The organism is Piscibacillus salipiscarius, assembly GCF_042685285.1.
GTDB classification, from domain to species: Bacteria; Bacillota; Bacilli; order Bacillales; family Alkalibacillaceae; genus Piscibacillus; species Piscibacillus salipiscarius.
On record NZ_JBHUMZ010000044.1, the window covers coordinates 14,524 to 31,386 of the forward strand.

At 38.8% G+C, this 16,863-nt stretch carries 16 protein-coding genes and 1 riboswitch; of the genes, 5 read left to right on the top strand and 11 right to left on the bottom strand.

Annotated features, from left to right (window positions below):
* Positions 1-38 precede the first annotated feature (38 nt).
* Positions 39-1,238 (bottom strand): methionine adenosyltransferase, encoded by a 1,200-nt coding sequence (gene metK, locus ACFSW4_RS12520; RefSeq protein ID WP_377329668.1) that lies wholly within the window; start codon positions 1,236-1,238, stop codon positions 39-41.
* A 149-nt stretch (positions 1,239-1,387) separates the two neighbouring features.
* A riboswitch (SAM riboswitch) is annotated at positions 1,388-1,497 on the bottom strand.
* A gap of 317 nt (positions 1,498-1,814) precedes the next feature.
* Between metK and pckA the strand changes: the two genes are divergently transcribed.
* A complete protein-coding gene (gene pckA, locus ACFSW4_RS12525; RefSeq protein WP_377329686.1) occupies positions 1,815-3,395 on the top strand; it encodes a phosphoenolpyruvate carboxykinase (ATP) in 1,581 nt (526 codons plus the stop codon).
* 227 nt (positions 3,396-3,622) lie between these two features.
* Here pckA and ytkD read toward each other — a convergent pair whose 3' ends face one another.
* Positions 3,623-4,096 carry an RNA deprotection pyrophosphohydrolase gene (gene ytkD, locus ACFSW4_RS12530; RefSeq protein ID WP_377329670.1) on the bottom strand — a complete coding sequence of 158 codons (474 nt, stop codon included), beginning with the start codon at positions 4,094-4,096 and terminating at the stop codon, positions 3,623-3,625.
* 30 nt (positions 4,097-4,126) lie between these two features.
* Positions 4,127-4,687: a hypothetical protein gene (locus tag ACFSW4_RS12535; protein ID WP_054754902.1), complete on the bottom strand. Its 561-nt coding sequence runs from the start codon at positions 4,685-4,687 to the stop codon at positions 4,127-4,129.
* A gap of 124 nt (positions 4,688-4,811) precedes the next feature.
* On the opposite strand from ACFSW4_RS12535, the gene ACFSW4_RS12540 reads away from it, so the two are divergent.
* Positions 4,812-5,543 (top strand): DUF6612 family protein, encoded by a 732-nt coding sequence (locus ACFSW4_RS12540; RefSeq protein WP_377329672.1) that lies wholly within the window; start codon positions 4,812-4,814, stop codon positions 5,541-5,543.
* A gap of 37 nt (positions 5,544-5,580) precedes the next feature.
* Here the strand turns inward: ACFSW4_RS12540 and ACFSW4_RS12545 are convergent, their stop codons facing one another.
* The 8 genes from ACFSW4_RS12545 to ACFSW4_RS12580 form a co-directional block, all read right to left on the bottom strand.
* Complete coding sequence (locus ACFSW4_RS12545; RefSeq protein WP_054754905.1) at positions 5,581-5,907, bottom strand: hypothetical protein; 327 nt, start codon at positions 5,905-5,907, stop codon at positions 5,581-5,583.
* A gap of 63 nt (positions 5,908-5,970) precedes the next feature.
* Complete coding sequence (locus ACFSW4_RS12550) at positions 5,971-6,831, bottom strand: ABC transporter ATP-binding protein (protein WP_377329674.1); 861 nt, start codon at positions 6,829-6,831, stop codon at positions 5,971-5,973.
* A 102-nt stretch (positions 6,832-6,933) separates the two neighbouring features.
* Positions 6,934-8,037 carry an o-succinylbenzoate synthase gene (gene menC / locus ACFSW4_RS12555; protein WP_377329676.1) on the bottom strand — a complete coding sequence of 368 codons (1,104 nt, stop codon included), beginning with the start codon at positions 8,035-8,037 and terminating at the stop codon, positions 6,934-6,936.
* Between the two features lies 1 nt (position 8,038).
* Positions 8,039-9,511, bottom strand: coding sequence for an o-succinylbenzoate--CoA ligase (locus ACFSW4_RS12560; RefSeq protein ID WP_377329678.1), 1,473 nt, complete (start codon positions 9,509-9,511; stop codon positions 8,039-8,041).
* A 442-nt stretch (positions 9,512-9,953) separates the two neighbouring features.
* Positions 9,954-10,772 carry a 1,4-dihydroxy-2-naphthoyl-CoA synthase gene (menB, locus tag ACFSW4_RS12565; protein WP_054754906.1) on the bottom strand — a complete coding sequence of 273 codons (819 nt, stop codon included), beginning with the start codon at positions 10,770-10,772 and terminating at the stop codon, positions 9,954-9,956.
* A gap of 35 nt (positions 10,773-10,807) precedes the next feature.
* Positions 10,808-11,593 (bottom strand): 2-succinyl-6-hydroxy-2,4-cyclohexadiene-1-carboxylate synthase, encoded by a 786-nt coding sequence (menH, locus tag ACFSW4_RS12570; RefSeq protein ID WP_054754907.1) that lies wholly within the window; start codon positions 11,591-11,593, stop codon positions 10,808-10,810.
* Positions 11,590-13,314, bottom strand: a complete 1,725-nt coding sequence (menD, locus tag ACFSW4_RS12575) for a 2-succinyl-5-enolpyruvyl-6-hydroxy-3-cyclohexene-1-carboxylic-acid synthase (RefSeq protein WP_377329680.1) — start codon at positions 13,312-13,314, stop codon at positions 11,590-11,592. The genes menH and menD overlap by 4 nt, the downstream gene beginning before the upstream one ends.
* A complete protein-coding gene (locus ACFSW4_RS12580; protein WP_377329682.1) occupies positions 13,311-14,696 on the bottom strand; it encodes an isochorismate synthase in 1,386 nt (461 codons plus the stop codon). The genes menD and ACFSW4_RS12580 overlap by 4 nt, the downstream gene beginning before the upstream one ends.
* A gap of 177 nt (positions 14,697-14,873) precedes the next feature.
* Between ACFSW4_RS12580 and ACFSW4_RS12585 the strand changes: the two genes are divergently transcribed.
* From ACFSW4_RS12585 to ACFSW4_RS12595, 3 genes are read left to right on the top strand one after another with little or no spacing between them, the layout of a single operon-like run.
* On the top strand, positions 14,874-15,824 hold the full coding sequence (locus ACFSW4_RS12585; RefSeq protein ID WP_377329684.1) for a 1,4-dihydroxy-2-naphthoate polyprenyltransferase: 951 nt from the start codon (positions 14,874-14,876) through the stop codon (positions 15,822-15,824).
* 55 nt (positions 15,825-15,879) lie between these two features.
* Positions 15,880-16,266 (top strand): hotdog fold thioesterase, encoded by a 387-nt coding sequence (locus ACFSW4_RS12590; protein WP_054754911.1) that lies wholly within the window; start codon positions 15,880-15,882, stop codon positions 16,264-16,266.
* Between the two features lie 9 nt (positions 16,267-16,275).
* Positions 16,276-16,638: a TraR/DksA C4-type zinc finger protein gene (locus ACFSW4_RS12595; protein ID WP_054754910.1), complete on the top strand. Its 363-nt coding sequence runs from the start codon at positions 16,276-16,278 to the stop codon at positions 16,636-16,638.
* The last annotated feature ends 225 nt before the right edge of the window (positions 16,639-16,863 follow it).

Below are 16,863 nucleotides of genomic sequence, written 5' to 3' on the forward strand. Positions count from 1 at the left end.
TATAGACGTTTATAAGGTAAGTTTTGTCACAATATGCGTTAATTATTTATAAATTTTTTTAAATCTTCAACGCGGTCAGTATGTTCCCAAGTAAAATCTTCATCTGTTCGTCCAAAATGACCATAAGCTGCTGTCTTTTTATAGATTGGTCTTCTTAAGTCTAACATCTTAATGATTCCTGCTGGGCGAAGGTCAAATGTTTCACGAATGGCTTCGACCATAACGGATTCTTTAACCTTACCCGTTCCAAATGTGTTCACTGAGATTGATACAGGCTGCGCAACACCAATAGCATAAGCTAGTTGAACTTCACACGCTTCTGCAAGACCCGCAGCTACAATGTTTTTCGCAACGTAACGTGCCGCATAAGCTGCTGAACGGTCTACTTTCGTTGCATCTTTACCACTAAATGCTCCGCCGCCATGTCGAGCATATCCGCCGTAAGTATCAACGATGATTTTACGTCCAGTTAAGCCAGCATCACCTTGAGGACCTCCAATGACGAATCGTCCTGTAGGGTTGATGAAGTATTTTGTGCCGTCGTCGATTAAGTGTTCTGGAACAACGGGACGAATGACATGTTCAATTAAATCATCATTAATTTGTTTAAGTTCAATTTCCGGATGGTGTTGTGTAGATATGACAATCGTATCCACTCGCTCTGGCCTGCCATCATCATCGTACTCAACAGTAACCTGAGTTTTCCCATCTGGACGTAAGTAATCAAGTTCGCCCGATTTTCTCACATCGCTAAGACGTTTTGAAATCTTATGTGATAATGAGATCGGTAGTGGCATTAATTCCTTTGTTTCATTTGTTGCATAACCGAACATGAGCCCCTGGTCTCCAGCTCCAATTGCTTCAATTTCTTCATCAGTCATACTGCCTTCGCGTTTTTCGTATGCTTCGTTGACACCTTGCGCAATATCTGCTGATTGTTCATCAATAGAAGTTAGCACGGCACAAGTTTCGGCATCAAACCCGTATTTGGCACGTGTATAACCAATTCCCTTAATCGTTTCTCTTACAATAGACGGGATGTCCACATATGTCGTGGTTGAGATTTCACCTGTCACTAGTACTAAACCTGTCGTAACTGTGGTCTCACATGCCACCCTCGCATTTGGATCTTCTTTTAAAATTTCATCTAAAATGGCATCCGAAATTTGGTCACAGATTTTGTCTGGATGCCCTTCCGTTACGGACTCGGAAGTAAATAGTCGACGTTGATGTGTCATATAATCGTTTCCTCCTCGATTAGATCTTCTTCAACGGCTCTCTTATTATGTGAAAAGCAACATTTTATCCGTTTACTTTTTATTCTAACCAAAACAAAGAAAAAACCTTTCCACTTTGCGAGGAAAGGTTCATCGTTCATGGCCTTTCACTCTTATCGTTCAAGGGACTACTTCCCCTGCATCAGGTTAGCACCTGTCACAACATGTGATGGTTGCTGAGTTTCATAGGGCCTGTTCCCTCCACTACTCTGGATAAGAGATATACCGTTCTGATTTATAATAACTTGAAACGCCCCGAGTGTCAATGGATATTGCCCCAACTTCACCTCGCTGCATAATTTATAAAATATAGTTTATTATTGCTTATATTTTAATGTTAAAAAACAGTTCACAAAACTATAACCTTATCACTATGACAGGCTTAAGTTTTAATTTATAATAAAGGACGTCAAAAAGAAATTTTGAAAAAATGTTTAATTAGTATGGTTTATTAAAATAAATGTGTTATACTATTAAACAAATAAACTTATAAAATGATAAATTTTGTATTGTAAAGGATGGTTAGGTGTGAAAACGATGAATGTTCAAGCGTCCGTATCCCAGCTTACTCAACATAAAAATAATCAGGCGAATTTGCCGATTGCCAGTTTAGTAGAACGTATTCTTTCTAGAGAAGAAGGTCTTCTAACATCAACTGGTGCTGTGCGTGCTACGACTGGTAAATATACAGGTCGTTCGCCTAAAGATAAATTTATTGTCGAAGATGAAGAGACAAAAGATCAGGTGGATTGGGGTTCTGTTAACCAACCAATCAGTGAAGATATTTTCTTAAACCTTTTCAATAAAGTAACTGATTACTTATCTGAACAAGATGAAATTTTTACGTTTAATGGTTTTGCAGGTGCTGATGAGAAGTACCGTTTACCTATTCAGGTTGTGACTCAATTTGCATGGCATAACCTGTTTGCGAATCAGTTATTCATTAGACCTACTGAACAAGAACTAAGTGATCATAACGCAGAATTTACAGTTGTATCTGCGCCTCACTTCAAAGCAGACCCTGAAGTGGACGGCACGAATTCTGAAGCGTTTGTAATCGTATCATTCAAACATCGCATTGTACTAATTGGTGGTACAGAATATGCTGGTGAAATTAAGAAGTCCATCTTCTCTGTGATGAATTACATGCTACCAACGAAACAAGATGTGCTACCAATGCACTGCTCAGCAAACGTTGGTGCAGAAGGTGATGTTGCGTTATTCTTCGGCCTATCTGGTACAGGTAAAACAACGTTATCAGCTGATCCAAATCGTCGTCTAATTGGTGATGATGAGCATGCATGGTCACAAAACGGGATCTTCAACATCGAAGGTGGCTGTTATGCGAAATGCGTGAACCTATCTGAAGAGAAAGAACCTCAGATTTATAACGCAATTCGTTTCGGAGCTGTTTTAGAAAATGTTGTTGTTGATGAAGAGTCGCGCTTACCTGATTATGATGACACAAGCTTAACTGAAAATACGCGTGCAGCTTACGCGATTGACCATATTGATAATATTATTGAACCTAGTATTGCTGGCCATCCAAATACAATCGTATTCTTAACAGCTGATGCATTCGGAGTATTACCTCCAATCAGTAAACTAACTAAAGAACAAGCGATGTACCATTTCTTAAGTGGTTATACGAGTAAATTAGCTGGTACCGAGCGTGGAGTAACAGAGCCTGAAGCTACATTCTCAGCATGCTTTGGTTCACCATTCTTACCTCTTCCTGCAGCTGAATATGCAAAAATGTTAGGTGAGAAAATTGATGAGCATGACGCTCAAGTATTCTTAGTTAACACTGGCTGGACTGGTGGTTCATATGGCGAAGGAAGCCGCATGAAATTAGGATACACACGTGCTATGGTTCAAGCGGCATTAGAGGGTGAGTTAAATAACGTTGAAACGACTAAAGACGAATTCTTTGGTTTAGCCATCCCAACGCACTGTCCTGGTGTTCCAAGTGACGTGTTAAATCCTAAGAAGACTTGGAATGACAAAGACGCTTATGACCATAAGGCAAAAGAACTCGCAAGTAAGTTCCACGACAACTTTAAGAAATTCGACCACGTGACAGACGATATACGTCAAGCTGGTCCAACATATAAATAATATTTCTTGAGACGTTCCAACTTTGGAGCGTCTTTTTTATGTCAAAAGTTATATAGTTCGAGACACTAATTATTGTTTTTGGGACATTTAATGTTCAATTTAGGAATCGAACCTTGTCGAAAATGGGCATTGAGTTTAATTTATGAGACATTCGGGGCCATTTATGAGACATAAGCAATATTCTTTGAGACATTGCCCAAATAAAAAACACCCGATATCATCGAGTGCTATGATAAAAACCGTTTTTTAACTATTTTCATCGCTTTGACCAGAACCTGGTCTTTCATCATAAAGCTAAAACGCTTGTCCTGCTTAATGTTCTTAGGGAGCTGGTCCAATAACACTGGACCTTCCGTCTCGAAGTAGTGATCTTCGTTTTCTAAAACATCCACATCGGCGAAATAGATGTTTTTAATAATTTCGCCTCCTTTACCATCGACATAGTACTGGCCGATAAAGTAAAGTTCGGAAACTAAACCACCTGTTTCTTCTTTAACTTCGCGAATAGCTGCTTCTTCAGCTATTTCTCCATCTTCAACCTTACCGCCTGGAAACTCAATTCCGCGGTCACCATGCTTGGTTAAAAGCCACTGGTTTTTATGACGGGCAATCACCCATACATGCTTCGGTTGTTTAGAGAATGCTTCTTTTCCAATTACTAATTTGACTGTGTTGTTATAATAGTCCTTGAATACTTCCACGCAATGGTTCCATTCCTTTGTGTTCGAGAATTATTGGTATTGTACGTTTATTATATACGGTTCGCCGTCTTCATTCAATTTTAGATCGACGATAATTCTATAATTCCCGTAAAGGTCTGATTGGTTTGTTTGAGTAATGCGATAAGTGTTGTGATCTAATGACTCTTTACTAAATTCTTGTTCCTCTTCGAACCATGGTGGTAAATCCATTCCTTTAAGGTAAAGGGCTTGTCCTTTTTCATAATAGATTTCATCAACATAGAAATCTACTACCTTTGAATTTGCCATACCTTTAAAACTAGATTTGTATTCTTCAAGTGACTGATAGTTTACCACTTGATACTGATCATTTGTCTCTTGAATTAAATGATTCATAAATTGGTTTAATACTTGTTTTACCTGTTTATTTGTTAGTTCCTGCTGTTCCTTAGTAATTTTAGCTTGTCCTAAAGCTACTTTTGAAGAAGTCTGATGTGTTGTATAATCATTTGCATGATAAGTATTTGATTCTGCATTTATATCAGATAGTGAATATGGAATAGCTAGTAAAATGAGTGCTGATAATGTGATTAAATATACGACTTTCTTCATGATGCCTCCCACCTTTTCTATTAAATTAACTCTCATAAATGGTATTCCACTTTCGAATACTATATAAACACTATATTTGTTTATAGATGAAAATAGAACCAATGAACTATTAGGGGGAATATTAATGAGACAATTTTTAACATTTTTTGTTTTAATCTTTTTGTTTTTAACTGGTTGTAATAGTGACGAACAAAAAGATGAAAAAGTTACAGTGAGTAGCATTTTTAATCAAACAATTTCTAATTTGGATGAAGTCGAGAACTACATGATGGATTATTCACTTGTACAAGAAGTTGTGGTGCCTGAGGTAAACGAGCCTATTAAAGTAAAACAGGATGAAACGACATACATAGAATCAGATCCTTTTCAATTTATTACTGACTTAAATTTAAATTCGGAAAAAATCACGCTAGTATATAAAAATGAACAGCTTTATGAGAAGTCTAGTAATGAAAAAATTTCAAACGAGCCGTTCACTCGTTTGCCGGATTTAATTAACGAACAACGACATCTACCTGTTCTACTAGAGTTGTTTCAAACCATGGAAGATCAATTTGAGTTAAACGAGAAGGAAAATTCGTATGTTTTAACCATGAGTGGTAAAGGGGAAAACTTTAAGTCATTTGTGAAAAATCAAATCGAAACGGCTACTTTGAATGGATCTGAATTACCTATCAGTCAATCTGATCTAAAAATTAATGAAGTTAACATCGAAATTAAGATTGATGAGGAATCAAAAAACGTCCAGTCTATCCACACAAGCTTTACAAGTGATCAAAACAAAACATCCATTGATCAACAAATCTCACGAAACTATTACGACTTTAATAAACAAGCAAAAAAGATATCTAATTAATTATACTCACCTGCAGGTCATGAACCTGCAGGTGTTTTTAATCCAGTTTATTTAATTCGTCATAAAAAGGCATTTGTTCAACATGTTGCTTAGCATTCTCATCTCCGAGATCGTGAATCATTTTATAAACCTTTAACAGGCATTGGTCAAACTCATCATTATCCTCGTCACGATGATATTCTTTAAACGGCATATGAGATCTCCAGAATGTTCCCATATCAGCATGCTCCATGTCTTCAAAACACTCACGAAGCTCTATAATCTGCTCTGGTGTTCCGTAGATTATAAATTCATCATTGTTACCTGCTTTTAGCTCAGAAATCTCACGCGACTCAACATTGACATAAAATTTACGTTTTTCCATCTTATCCACCTCACTATTAATGTGGACAAAACTAATAATCATATACAAAAAAACTCTTAAAGCTTAGTTAGCCTTAAGAGTTTGGGTTACACAGTTATTTCTAACGCCTGTTTTCTCAGCGTGAGCTTCTGCTAGTATGCAGCGTCCTCTTCCGTGTGGAATGCACATTGGCGTTCCAAATAGCGGGTCATATGTCACGTCACAGTTCATATTGAATACATTATAAACAAGATCACACGTGATGATATCTTCAGGTTGACCTGTCTGATATACCTTTTTATCTTTAATCGCAACAATATGGTCCGCGTAACGACAAGCTAAATTCAGATCGTGGAGCACCATAACGATCGTGCGATTATCTTTTTCATTTAACTCAAATAATAAATCTAAAATATCGATTTGATGAGTCATATCTAAATAGGTTGTCGGCTCATCTAATAAAATTAACTCCGTATCTTGTGCTAACGTCATCGCAATCCAGGCACGTTGACGCTGTCCACCAGATAGTTCATCAACTGATTGATATTTAAGATCCATTAAGTTTGTATCTTCTAACGCTTTATTCACGGCATCTTCGTCATCTTGTGACCATTTCTTAAAAACACCTTGATATGGGTAACGACCCATTTTAACTAACTGATAAACCGATAATCCTTCTGGAGTCGATGGCCCTTGTGGTAAAATCGCCATTTCTTTTGCAACTTCTTTCGTGTTCATCTTAGCGATTTCATTACCATCTAACACTACCTGACCTGATTTCGGTTGTAGCAATCTTGCCATCGAACGTAGTAATGTAGATTTTCCGCAACCATTACTTCCAATTAAGACCGTCACTTTCCCTTTAGGAATTTCTATATCTAATTCATCAATTATAACCTTTTCTCCGTAACCAAGCGTTAAGCTATTCGCCGTTAGGGTTTCCATATGTCAACGCTCCCTTTATTTCTTACATTCGCGAATCCTTACGTATCTACTCTTACTGTAAATGAAAATCATTATCATTTCAAGATGTAAAGCTTGTATTTTTTAAAATGTATGCGTGAATTCACGAATTGTTCGTTTATTTAAAAGCTTCTCATTGACTGCAACACCTATACCAGGCTTGCTTGGAACACTTACTTTACCATCTTTAACTGTAAAAGGTTTTTCTATAATATCTTCCTCCCAATAACGGGAAGATTCGGATAAATCCCCAGGAAGTGTAAATTGTTCAAGTGAAGCAAGCGCGACATTATGTGCGCGACCGATTCCCGTCTCTAACATGCCTCCGCACCAAAGTGGCATATTTGCTACCTTCGCAAAGCGATGAATTTGTAAGGCTTCTTGATAACCTCCAACACGTCCTAGCTTCACATTAATATGATCGCACGCCTCAAGTTCAATTGCCTGAAACGCATCATGTCCCGATTTTATCGTTTCATCTAAACTAATTGGTGTAATCGTCTGCTTTTTTAATTGATGGTGGTAATAAAAGTCATCGGTTCTAAATGGCTGTTCGATCATTAATAAATTGAGATCGTCTAATTGAGTAAGATATAACATGTCCTCGGGTTCATACTGTCCGTTTCCATCAAACATTAACGGCACATCACCTACAACATTTTGAACGCGCTCGATCGTTTCTTTTTCCTTGCCCTTTTGGACTTTCAGCTTAAACCGTTTATAGCCTTTTTTATTATATTCCTCTGCTTGCTTCTCTATGTCATCCATGAGTGACAGCACCACGCCGCTTTCAACCTCATCACGAACTCCGCCAATGACTTCTTTTAAAGATTGGCCCTGTTGCTTGGCAAATAAATCCCATACGGCGGTTTCAATTCCGGCCTTAGCCATTTGGTGGCCTTGAATGGATGAAAATATCGCATTTAGCTCACTCGGGTGTTCGATTCTTTTTTTATTTAACATAGGCAGTAAAAAGTTTTTTAGCTGATCCCAAGCAGTCGTCGTGGTCTCAGGTGAGTAGAAGGGATCTGAGAAAGCCACACATTCTCCGTAGCCGATTCGTCCGTCTTGATCTTGCGCTTCGATAATTAATGTATCACGTACTACGACAAGACCATTGACTGTCTGAAATGGCGATTTTAGTTTCATTGAGACATGTCTTACTTTGACATGATCAAGTTTAATCATATTACTTTTCACCCTTTATGAATTCGAGTAATTTATGGCGCTGAAGTTTCCTTGATGCATTTCTTGGAAGTTCATCGATAAAATAAACTTGTTTAGGCACTTTGTATTTTGCTAGTTGTTGTGTGGCGTAGTTAATCACGTCTTCTTCCATTAATGATTGATCTTTTTTAACGATAAACGTAATTGGCACCTCACCCCATCTGTCATCTTGAATGCCTACAACACCTGCGTCCTGGATGTCGTTATGCCCTTTTAATACAGATTCAATTTCAGCTGGATAAACATTTTCGCCACCAGAGATGATTAAATCTTTCCTTCGATCTACAACATAAAGAAATCCATCATCATCTAAGTAACCTAAGTCACCCGTTTTGAACCAACCATTCTGGAAGTCCTCACGATTAGCTTGCTCTCTTTTCCAATAGCCTCTGGTCACGTTCGGCCCTTTCACGACAATTTCGCCAACTGTATTAGCTGGGCACTCGTCCTCGTTTTCGACAACTTTCAATTGCCCAGGAAATAGGGGCTTACCAGAAGAGCCAATTTTCGCCAACATATGATCTTCATCAAGTGTGCAAAACTGTGAAGCTGTCTCCGTCATTCCATAAGTTTGGAAAACAGGAACTTTTCTATTTTGGCATTGTTCAACAAGTGTTTTTGGAGCAGGCCCACCGCCAAGAAGCATGCATCTGAATGTATTAGGATACTGCTCTTGTCCCAAACGATCCATTAGTTGTTCTAGCATAAGTGTCACGACTGATACGATGGTCACGCCGCGCTCCATAATATCACGATGAATTGCTTCAACATCAAATTTTTCATGTAAATGAACGGGCATTCCATAAATTACGCTGCGGTATAAAATCGATAATCCACCAACGTGGAACATCGGCAAGCTTAACAACCAGCGATCATCTTGATGAAGTCCTAAGTTCAATGCAGATGAAGACGCATTCCAATAATGGTTACCATATGTCAACTGAACTCCTTTTGGATTGCCGGTTGTACCAGATGTGTATAAAATATGGGAGACTTCATCTAAGTCTATTTCAGTTTCATAGTCCGTGATTTCCTCTTCCCTAGGCGCACTCATTGTTATTAACTGTAGGTGAGCTTGTTCACTTAAGGTGTTCGCCACTTCTTTATATTTGGAATGATAGATAAGACCTTTGACTTTTCCGTCTTTTAACTGAAACAAAAGCTCTGGTGCTGTTAATCTCGTATTGAGTAAAAATGCCACAGCGCCAATGTAGTGAAACGCATGGATGACAACTGCAAATTCGTAGCAGTTGCTTGAGAGAAGGGCGATATGATCACCTTTATTGAAACCCTGCCGCTTAAGGTAGGCGGCGTAAGATTTGGCATCATGCTGAAGCTGTTTGAATGTATATTTGGAGCCATCGTTTAAGACGATGGCTTCCTTATGGGGTGTTAAGTAAGCTCGTTTATCTAACCAATTAGGCATAACGGTCATATGGATCCCTCTTTGTCTGAAATTAAGTACGGTTCGTATCGGTCGGTTTTCTAGATTTATCAGTCAATTTTCTAGATTTATCAGTCGGTTTTGCGAATTTATCAGTCACTTTTTGGATTTTATCGGTTGGTTTTTTAAATTTATCGGTCGGTTTTTTAAATTTATCGGTCGGTTTTTGGATTTTATCAGTCAGTTTATTAATTTTTATCGGCTTCTTTTCGGAAATTAACGGCCAGTTTTTAAATTTTTACGGCCTCTTTTCAGAAATTAACGGCCCTTTTTTCAAATCTTTCGGCCTGTTTTAAAAACTTTTCGGCCTCTTTTGAGTATTTATCGGCCTGTTTGAATTTTACCGGCAAGTTTATCAATCTCACCTACAATTCCCCAAAAATCAAAACATAATGAAAAGATCGCGTCTAAAACGCGATCTTTAACATTAAACTTATGGGAAACGTGGGAACTGCTTGAAGTCTGGTTTGCGTTTTTCTTTGAATGCGTCGCGGCCTTCTTTGGCTTCTTCAGTTGTGTAGTAAAGAAGTGTTGCGTCTCCGCCCATTTGCTGTAGTCCAGCAAGTCCGTCTGTGTCCGCGTTGAATGATGCTTTTAAGAAACGTAAAGCAGTTGGTGATTTCTCAAGCATTTCTTCGCACCACTGTAATGTTTCTTCTTCTAGCTTGTCAACTGGAACGACTGTGTTAACGAGGCCCATTTCTCTTGCTTCTTCCGCATTGTACTGGCGGCATAGGTACCAGATTTCGCGCGCTTTCTTATGACCAACGATACGTGCAAGTAATCCTGCACCATAACCAGCGTCAAAACTACCTACTTTTGGTCCAGTTTGACCGAAAATCGCGTTATCTGCCGCAATAGTTAAGTCACATACGACATGAAGAACGTGACCTCCACCAATTGCATAACCTGAAACCATCGCTACAACTGGCTTCGGAATAGTACGGATTAAACGTTGTAAGTCTAAAACGTTTAGGCGAGGGATTTGGTCTGTCCCAACATAACCACCGTGTCCTCTAACTGTTTGGTCTCCACCTGCGCAAAATGCTTCGTCACCTTCACCCGCAAGCACGATAACGCCGATATTTGAATCGTCACGTGCGTCTGCAAAAGCATCGATCATTTCTTGTACGGTTAATGGCGTAAATGCGTTACGCTTCTCTGGACGGTTAATAGTTACTTTCGCTACACCATTGTATTTTTCGTAAATAATTTCTTCGTAATCACGAACTTTTTCCCATTGTACTGCCACAATGAATGCCTCCCTTTTCTATGTAATCGTTTTAATTATAAATAATTCAACACTATTTTACCAAAAAAACTCGAATTTTCTAAGTGTGGTGCATGGCCAACATCTGGAATGACCTCATGAATCGCGTCAGGTAGGGCTTTTACGACTTTTTGGTTGATGTCGAAAAATTTCTCATCAAGCTCACCTGTTATTAGTAGTGTGGGCACCTGAATGTCGTTTAACTTTGGCCACATGTTCGGCTGCATGCCTGTTCCCATCGTTCTTAAGGACATGGTCAAACCTGATGGATTCTGGCTTAATCGTTCTTTGCGAATGCTGGCTTGCTCAGCTTCAGCTAACTTTTCTTGTGATTTAAATAAGGGGATGGTTTCCCAATAATCAACAAATTCTTCGATTCCTTTTGTTTCGATAAAATTCGCAAGTCGGTTGTCTTGTTCTTGTCGGTCCACTCGCGCCTTGCCTTCTAAGCCAGGGGAGGCACTCTCCAGAATCAATTTTTCCACCCGATCTTGAAACATCGATGTGAAAACTAGCGCTGTTCGGCCTCCCATAGAATAACCTAACAAATGAAAGGTCTCGACTTTTAGTTCTGTTAAAACTTCAGCAATATCTTCACAAGCCTGTTCCATACTCGTGACCTTTGCGCGAGTTTGTCCATGGCCTGGTAGATCAATCACAATACATTGATAGTGATCTTTTAATTGATTAGTAGTCTTTAACCATGTATTTGTTGAGCCAGTGAAGCCGTGAAGTAGCACAACTGGCTCCCCTTCACCATGAATGTCCACGTGATACTGATTTTCACTAATCGTGATGATCATGATAAACCATCTCGCTTCAACTGTTCATATACCTTCTGCCACTGCTCTCTGTGCCAGTTTAAATTTTCTTCTCGGTTCGTTTGGACTTCGATAACTTCAAAGTGAATCGGCTGATCTAATAGTTCTTTTAAATGGTTTAAATCATTCGCCATTTCATACGGCACCTCTAGCCCTTGAACCATTGACTGAATTGGCGGGTTGAATGGCGTTCCAAACAATGCTTCAAAGTGCTTATTATCTTTATTTTGCGGTAAAAATGAGAATATGCCGCCTCCGTTATTATTCACAACTATAATTCGAACCGGAAGCTTATACTGTTTAGCAATAAAAAGTGCCGTATAATCATGTAAGAATGACACATCTCCAATAACTAATGTCACAGGGGTTCCCGTTGCGGCAACGCCCATCGCACTTGAAACCACACCATCAATACCGTTTGCACCACGATTGGACATAACCTGGACTGATTTATAATCATTTAAGAAAAAGGTATCTAAATCACGAATCGGCATGCTGTTACCAACAAACACGACTGACTCTTCTTGGATGGTTTCCGATAATGCTAAAATAGCTGTTCCTTCAGTTAGTTCATCTTGGTTTAACGTGAGAATTTCCGTTGCTGTCTGGTTGTTTTCAAACCAAAAATTAGACCACTTACGATCAATTTCAGGTAAACTTTCAGCTTCGTTTAATTGTTTTAATAGTGAAGCTGGCTCGCTAAACACCATCGTCGTTTCGATACTTGTTGGCTCACGATAACCTTGATTTTCATCCACCACTATATGGACCTCTGGCCTCTGTGCGGTAATCCACTGCATATATGGCTTCGATACAGGCATGGATCCAAAGCGAATGACGAAGTCGACGTCAAGGTTATTTCTGATTTCCTCTTGTTTTAAAATGGCGTCGTAAGTTGAAATCACCCATTCGTTCGTATAAGGATGTTTTCTTAAATTCGATAATACATCAGCTAAAATAGGGACTTCCCACTTTTTCGCTAACTGTAATAAGTGTTCTTTTGCCTCATCAGAATGTAACTCGCCGCAGACAAACACACCTCGGCTTTGCCCTTGTAACAAATCAAGTACCTGACTGGCAGCTGATGCGTCAATTTGTTCCTTACCTGTGATATGGTTCACAAATGACTGCGTGCTAGATCCCCATAAATCCGAAAGCGTTAAATCAGGGACGAGCGGATCTTTAAATGGAAAATTCAATTGAACAGGACCTTTATTAGGGTGATTCGCAATGGAATAAGACCTGCTTGCTTGACGTCTTGCATACCGCTTCATTTGTTCCGTATTTTCCGGTACTGCCATTTCATGAAAATATTTCGTATAAGCACCGTACATTTTAATCTGATCAATCGCTTGTGGTGCCCCATTATCTCTTAGTTCATGAGGCCTATCCGCTGTTAACACTAGTAATGGAACTCGGCTATAGTAAGCTTCAACAATTGCTGGATAATAATTCGCCGCAGCCGTCCCTGATGTACAGACCAGTGCAACAGGCTTTTGAGTTTTCTTAGCCATCCCTAACGCAAAAAAAGCTGATGAACGTTCATCAAAATGAACCCATTCTTTAATTGATGGATGTTCAGCAAACGTCATCGCAAGTGGGGTAGATCTAGAGCCTGGAGAAACGACGACATGCTCTAATCCATTCTGATATAATTCATCAATAAAATGACTAACGTAATATGTGCGTTCTCCCATATTCATTGAGAGGTGCCCCCTAAAGCCTCTAACATTGGCGTGAATTTTAACTTTGTTTCTTCATATTCTGCGAGAGGATCTGATTCCTCAACAATGCCGCAACCAGCAAATAATGTCGCCTTATTTTGATTGATAAGGGCGGAACGAATAGCAACGGCCATTTCACCATTATCATCTGCATCTACCCAGCCAACTGGTGCCGCATACCAACCGCGCTCAAATGGTTCATTTTCTTCAATAAACTGCATGGCAACGTGACGAGGCTCCCCGCCTAATGCCGGAGTTGGGTGAAGTTTTTCTATTAAATCAAAAATCGTTTGCGATTCTTTTAACCTTGCCGTAACAGGTGTGTAGAGATGTTGTAACGACCTTAACGGTAAAATAACTGGGCTAGTAGGAATGTCGATTGAATACGTAAGCGGTTCAATCGCTTCTTTGATCATACTCACGACGTATTGGTGTTCGCTGCGATTCTTTTCATCATTTAATAACTGATGAGCTAAAAGTGAATCTTCATCAGGCGTCTCGCCTCGTTTGATTGTTCCAGCTAGACAAGTTGATAGCAGCTCATTGTCATCCGCCTTTACTAGTCGTTCTGGAGTTGCGCTAATAAACGCATCGTCACCTTGATCAAATATATAAATAAAACTATCTGTTTGATGATTAACTAAATTAACTAACACATCGTTAATATTAATAGGCTGTTTAAATTCCGCTTCAAGCTCACGAGCTAACACGACTTTCCCTAACGTACCATTTTTAATTGAGCCTACCGCTTTTTCAATAAGCTGACTCCAATTACGATAATCTAAACTATTTGTTGATTGTAATTGTTGATTTGAATTTTGTTTTCCGTCATGTGACCGACTTTTATAGGAATACAGTTCCTTGTAAAGTTCATCGACATCAGTATTCTCAGTCAACGTTACATTATAAGTCATATAATAATCATCTTCGTTTACAGTCAGTAACGTCTTAGGGATTATCATTTGCCCTGAATTAAAAGAATCCCACTTCTCTCCATAAATGGTGTCATTAAATGAAAAACCACCCAGCATGACTGGGCCTGTCCCTTTCTCAGCACCGTTAGGAGAATAAATTTGATTTAATAGTTCTTCTCGCTTCTTTTGGATAGCGTCAAAGCGATTTTGGCTTGTTTCGATTGTTTTAAACTGATCAATTCCAACTAAATAAAAGGAATCCTCAGAGTCTTTCCAGAACAATCTAATTAGGTCCTGATTTTGAAAATGCGAAAAGAATTGGATTGGATCTATATAATCGACTTTCTCAACTAACGAAACCATTAGCTGAGAAATACCTAAATCATTCATATGTTCTTTAGCATTATTAAGTTGTTCAAGTATAGTAAGTGGCTTTGTTTGTAACATGGCATACGCCTCCAATAAAAACATACATGTGTCAAAAACACTCTTTCATTATTGTATGACTTTTTTCCTCATGAGACAAGGTATAAGCAGTGTGAGCGTTCTTAAGAAACCTTTATTGACATGATTACTTCGTTTCACTAAACTATGTTTAGGTTAATTGTACTAGTATAGAAAGGGATGACAATCGTGTCAAATCAAACAACTAAAGAAGCGCTCGGGGAGAAGTCCGGCTTTCAAATATGGTGGAGAATGCTACGCCCTCATACGTTAACAGCATCTTTTATACCTGTTTTTGTAGGGACGGTAATTGCGAGTATTGATTCATCGATTCATATTGGACTATTTTTAGCTATGTTGATCGCGTCCATGCTTATTCAAGCGGCTACGAACATGTTTAATGAATATTATGATTTTGTGAAGGGACTCGATACTGAGGATTCAGTTGGTATTGGAGGAACTATTGTCCGTGACGGCATTTCTCCTCAAACAGTTAGGAATTTAGCATTCACCTTTTACGGGATTGCCATATTATTAGGATTTTATATATGTTTATTAACGACATTTTGGATTGCCGTAATAGGATTAATATCGATGTTATTCGGTTATTTATATACTGGAGGCCCTTATCCAATTGCCTATTCTCCATTTGGGGAACTTTTCGCAGGATTTTTTATGGGGACTGTTATTATTGGGATCAGTTATTATATTCAGCTTGAATCGCTATCAAGTGAACCACTTTTACTATCGATACCAATTGCGATCTTAATCGGCGCGATTTTACTGTCAAACAACATTCGTGACCTTGAAGGCGATGAAGAAAATGGAAGAAAAACGTTAGCCATTTTAGTCGGCCGTCATAACGCGATTAATGTACTCGCTGCCTTTTTCATTTCGGCTTATGCGATTACCATTTTATTTATTATTTTAGGTATTATGCCTGTGTGGGGATTACTCACGTTGTTAAGTGCTAAGAAAGCTTTTAATGCCATTAGCGTTTTCAAAAACAACAACACTCCACTCGAAATGATGCCAGCTATGAAATTTACAGCTCAAACCAATACGATTTTTGGCTTTTTATTTGGAATTGCCTTTTTGCTAAATCATTTGTACGCGATTCAAACGTTATAAAGAATAATTTAACGGTCCATAAAACATGATAAAAGGAGAGGGAACCATGAAGCATATGCAATTGGAGAATACACTTTTTGAGGCCTTGGGAATTGAAATTGTTAAGTACGAGAAAGACGAAATTATTCTAAAAATGCCGGTCACACCTAAAGTTCATCAGCCATTAGGCTTTTTGCATGGCGGGGCATCCGTCGCTTTAGCAGAGTCCGCAGCTAGTATGGGTGGATTTTTGCATATTGACCCTGAAAAGCAAAGCGTCTTTGGCATCGAAATTAATGCTAACCATGTGAAAAGCAAACGAGACGGATATGTGCAAGCCAAAGCGACGCCAAAACATGTTGGACGAACAACAATGGTTTGGGAAATTAATATCGTTGATGAAAACGAGAAGCTTATTTCAATTTCACGATGTACTTTAGGAGTTGTCGACCTGAAATCATGAGGTGATTTTATGGATCAACAATTAATGAAAGAGTTAAAACAGGAATTATTAAACGAAAAGAAACGTGTTCAAGAGGAACTTGATTCATTTGAAACAAATGAGTCGTTTATTGAAGATAGTGTAGGCGAACTCAATTCAGCTGACCAGCAGCACCCAGCTGATACTGGTACGGAGATGTTTGAGCGTGAAAAAGATATGGCCTTACATCGCCGGGCTGAAGAAGAGTTAAGCGAAATTAACCATGCTTTAGAAAAAATGGAAGAAGGAACTTATGGAATTTGCGAGAAAACAGGCAAACCAATTCCAGAAGAACGTTTAAAAGCTATGCCAACAGCTCGATATGTGATTGAAGCTACCGACCAACCTGAATAAGGTTGGTTTTTTTATTTCTCTGGGTGTGATGCAAGATTATTACGCTTTACGGGGAAGACAGTTCGTATTTGGGGGAATTCTGTTCGTATTCTCGGGCCAACTGTTCGCGTGCTGGGGAGATCTGGTGTTCTGTAAAGAAAGTGGACACAATTACTCAAAATTTTTTTGATGAGATGATCAACCATCGCAACTTGACATTGAGCCTCTGATTGCGTGCTGTTTAGC

What these genes read in the sequence shown, in the direction of transcription:
- metK (WP_377329668.1), bottom strand. Translation starts at nt 1,238, where the DNA reads ATGACACATCAACGTCGACTATTTACTTCCGAGTCCGTAACGGAAGGG.
- pckA (WP_377329686.1), top strand. Translation starts at nt 1,815, where the DNA reads ATGAATGTTCAAGCGTCCGTATCCCAGCTTACTCAACATAAAAATAAT.
- ACFSW4_RS12535 (WP_054754902.1), bottom strand. Translation starts at nt 4,687, where the DNA reads ATGAAGAAAGTCGTATATTTAATCACATTATCAGCACTCATTTTACTA.
- ACFSW4_RS12540 (WP_377329672.1), top strand. Translation starts at nt 4,812, where the DNA reads ATGAGACAATTTTTAACATTTTTTGTTTTAATCTTTTTGTTTTTAACT.
- ACFSW4_RS12545 (WP_054754905.1), bottom strand. Translation starts at nt 5,907, where the DNA reads ATGGAAAAACGTAAATTTTATGTCAATGTTGAGTCGCGTGAGATTTCT.
- ACFSW4_RS12550 (WP_377329674.1), bottom strand. Translation starts at nt 6,831, where the DNA reads ATGGAAACCCTAACGGCGAATAGCTTAACGCTTGGTTACGGAGAAAAG.
- menC (WP_377329676.1), bottom strand. Translation starts at nt 8,037, where the DNA reads ATGATTAAACTTGATCATGTCAAAGTAAGACATGTCTCAATGAAACTA.
- ACFSW4_RS12560 (WP_377329678.1), bottom strand. Translation starts at nt 9,511, where the DNA reads ATGACCGTTATGCCTAATTGGTTAGATAAACGAGCTTACTTAACACCC.
- menH (WP_054754907.1), bottom strand. Translation starts at nt 11,593, where the DNA reads ATGATCATCACGATTAGTGAAAATCAGTATCACGTGGACATTCATGGT.
- menD (WP_377329680.1), bottom strand. Translation starts at nt 13,314, where the DNA reads ATGAATATGGGAGAACGCACATATTACGTTAGTCATTTTATTGATGAA.
- ACFSW4_RS12580 (WP_377329682.1), bottom strand. Translation starts at nt 14,696, where the DNA reads ATGTTACAAACAAAGCCACTTACTATACTTGAACAACTTAATAATGCT.
- ACFSW4_RS12585 (WP_377329684.1), top strand. Translation starts at nt 14,874, where the DNA reads ATGACAATCGTGTCAAATCAAACAACTAAAGAAGCGCTCGGGGAGAAG.
- ACFSW4_RS12590 (WP_054754911.1), top strand. Translation starts at nt 15,880, where the DNA reads ATGCAATTGGAGAATACACTTTTTGAGGCCTTGGGAATTGAAATTGTT.
- ACFSW4_RS12595 (WP_054754910.1), top strand. Translation starts at nt 16,276, where the DNA reads ATGGATCAACAATTAATGAAAGAGTTAAAACAGGAATTATTAAACGAA.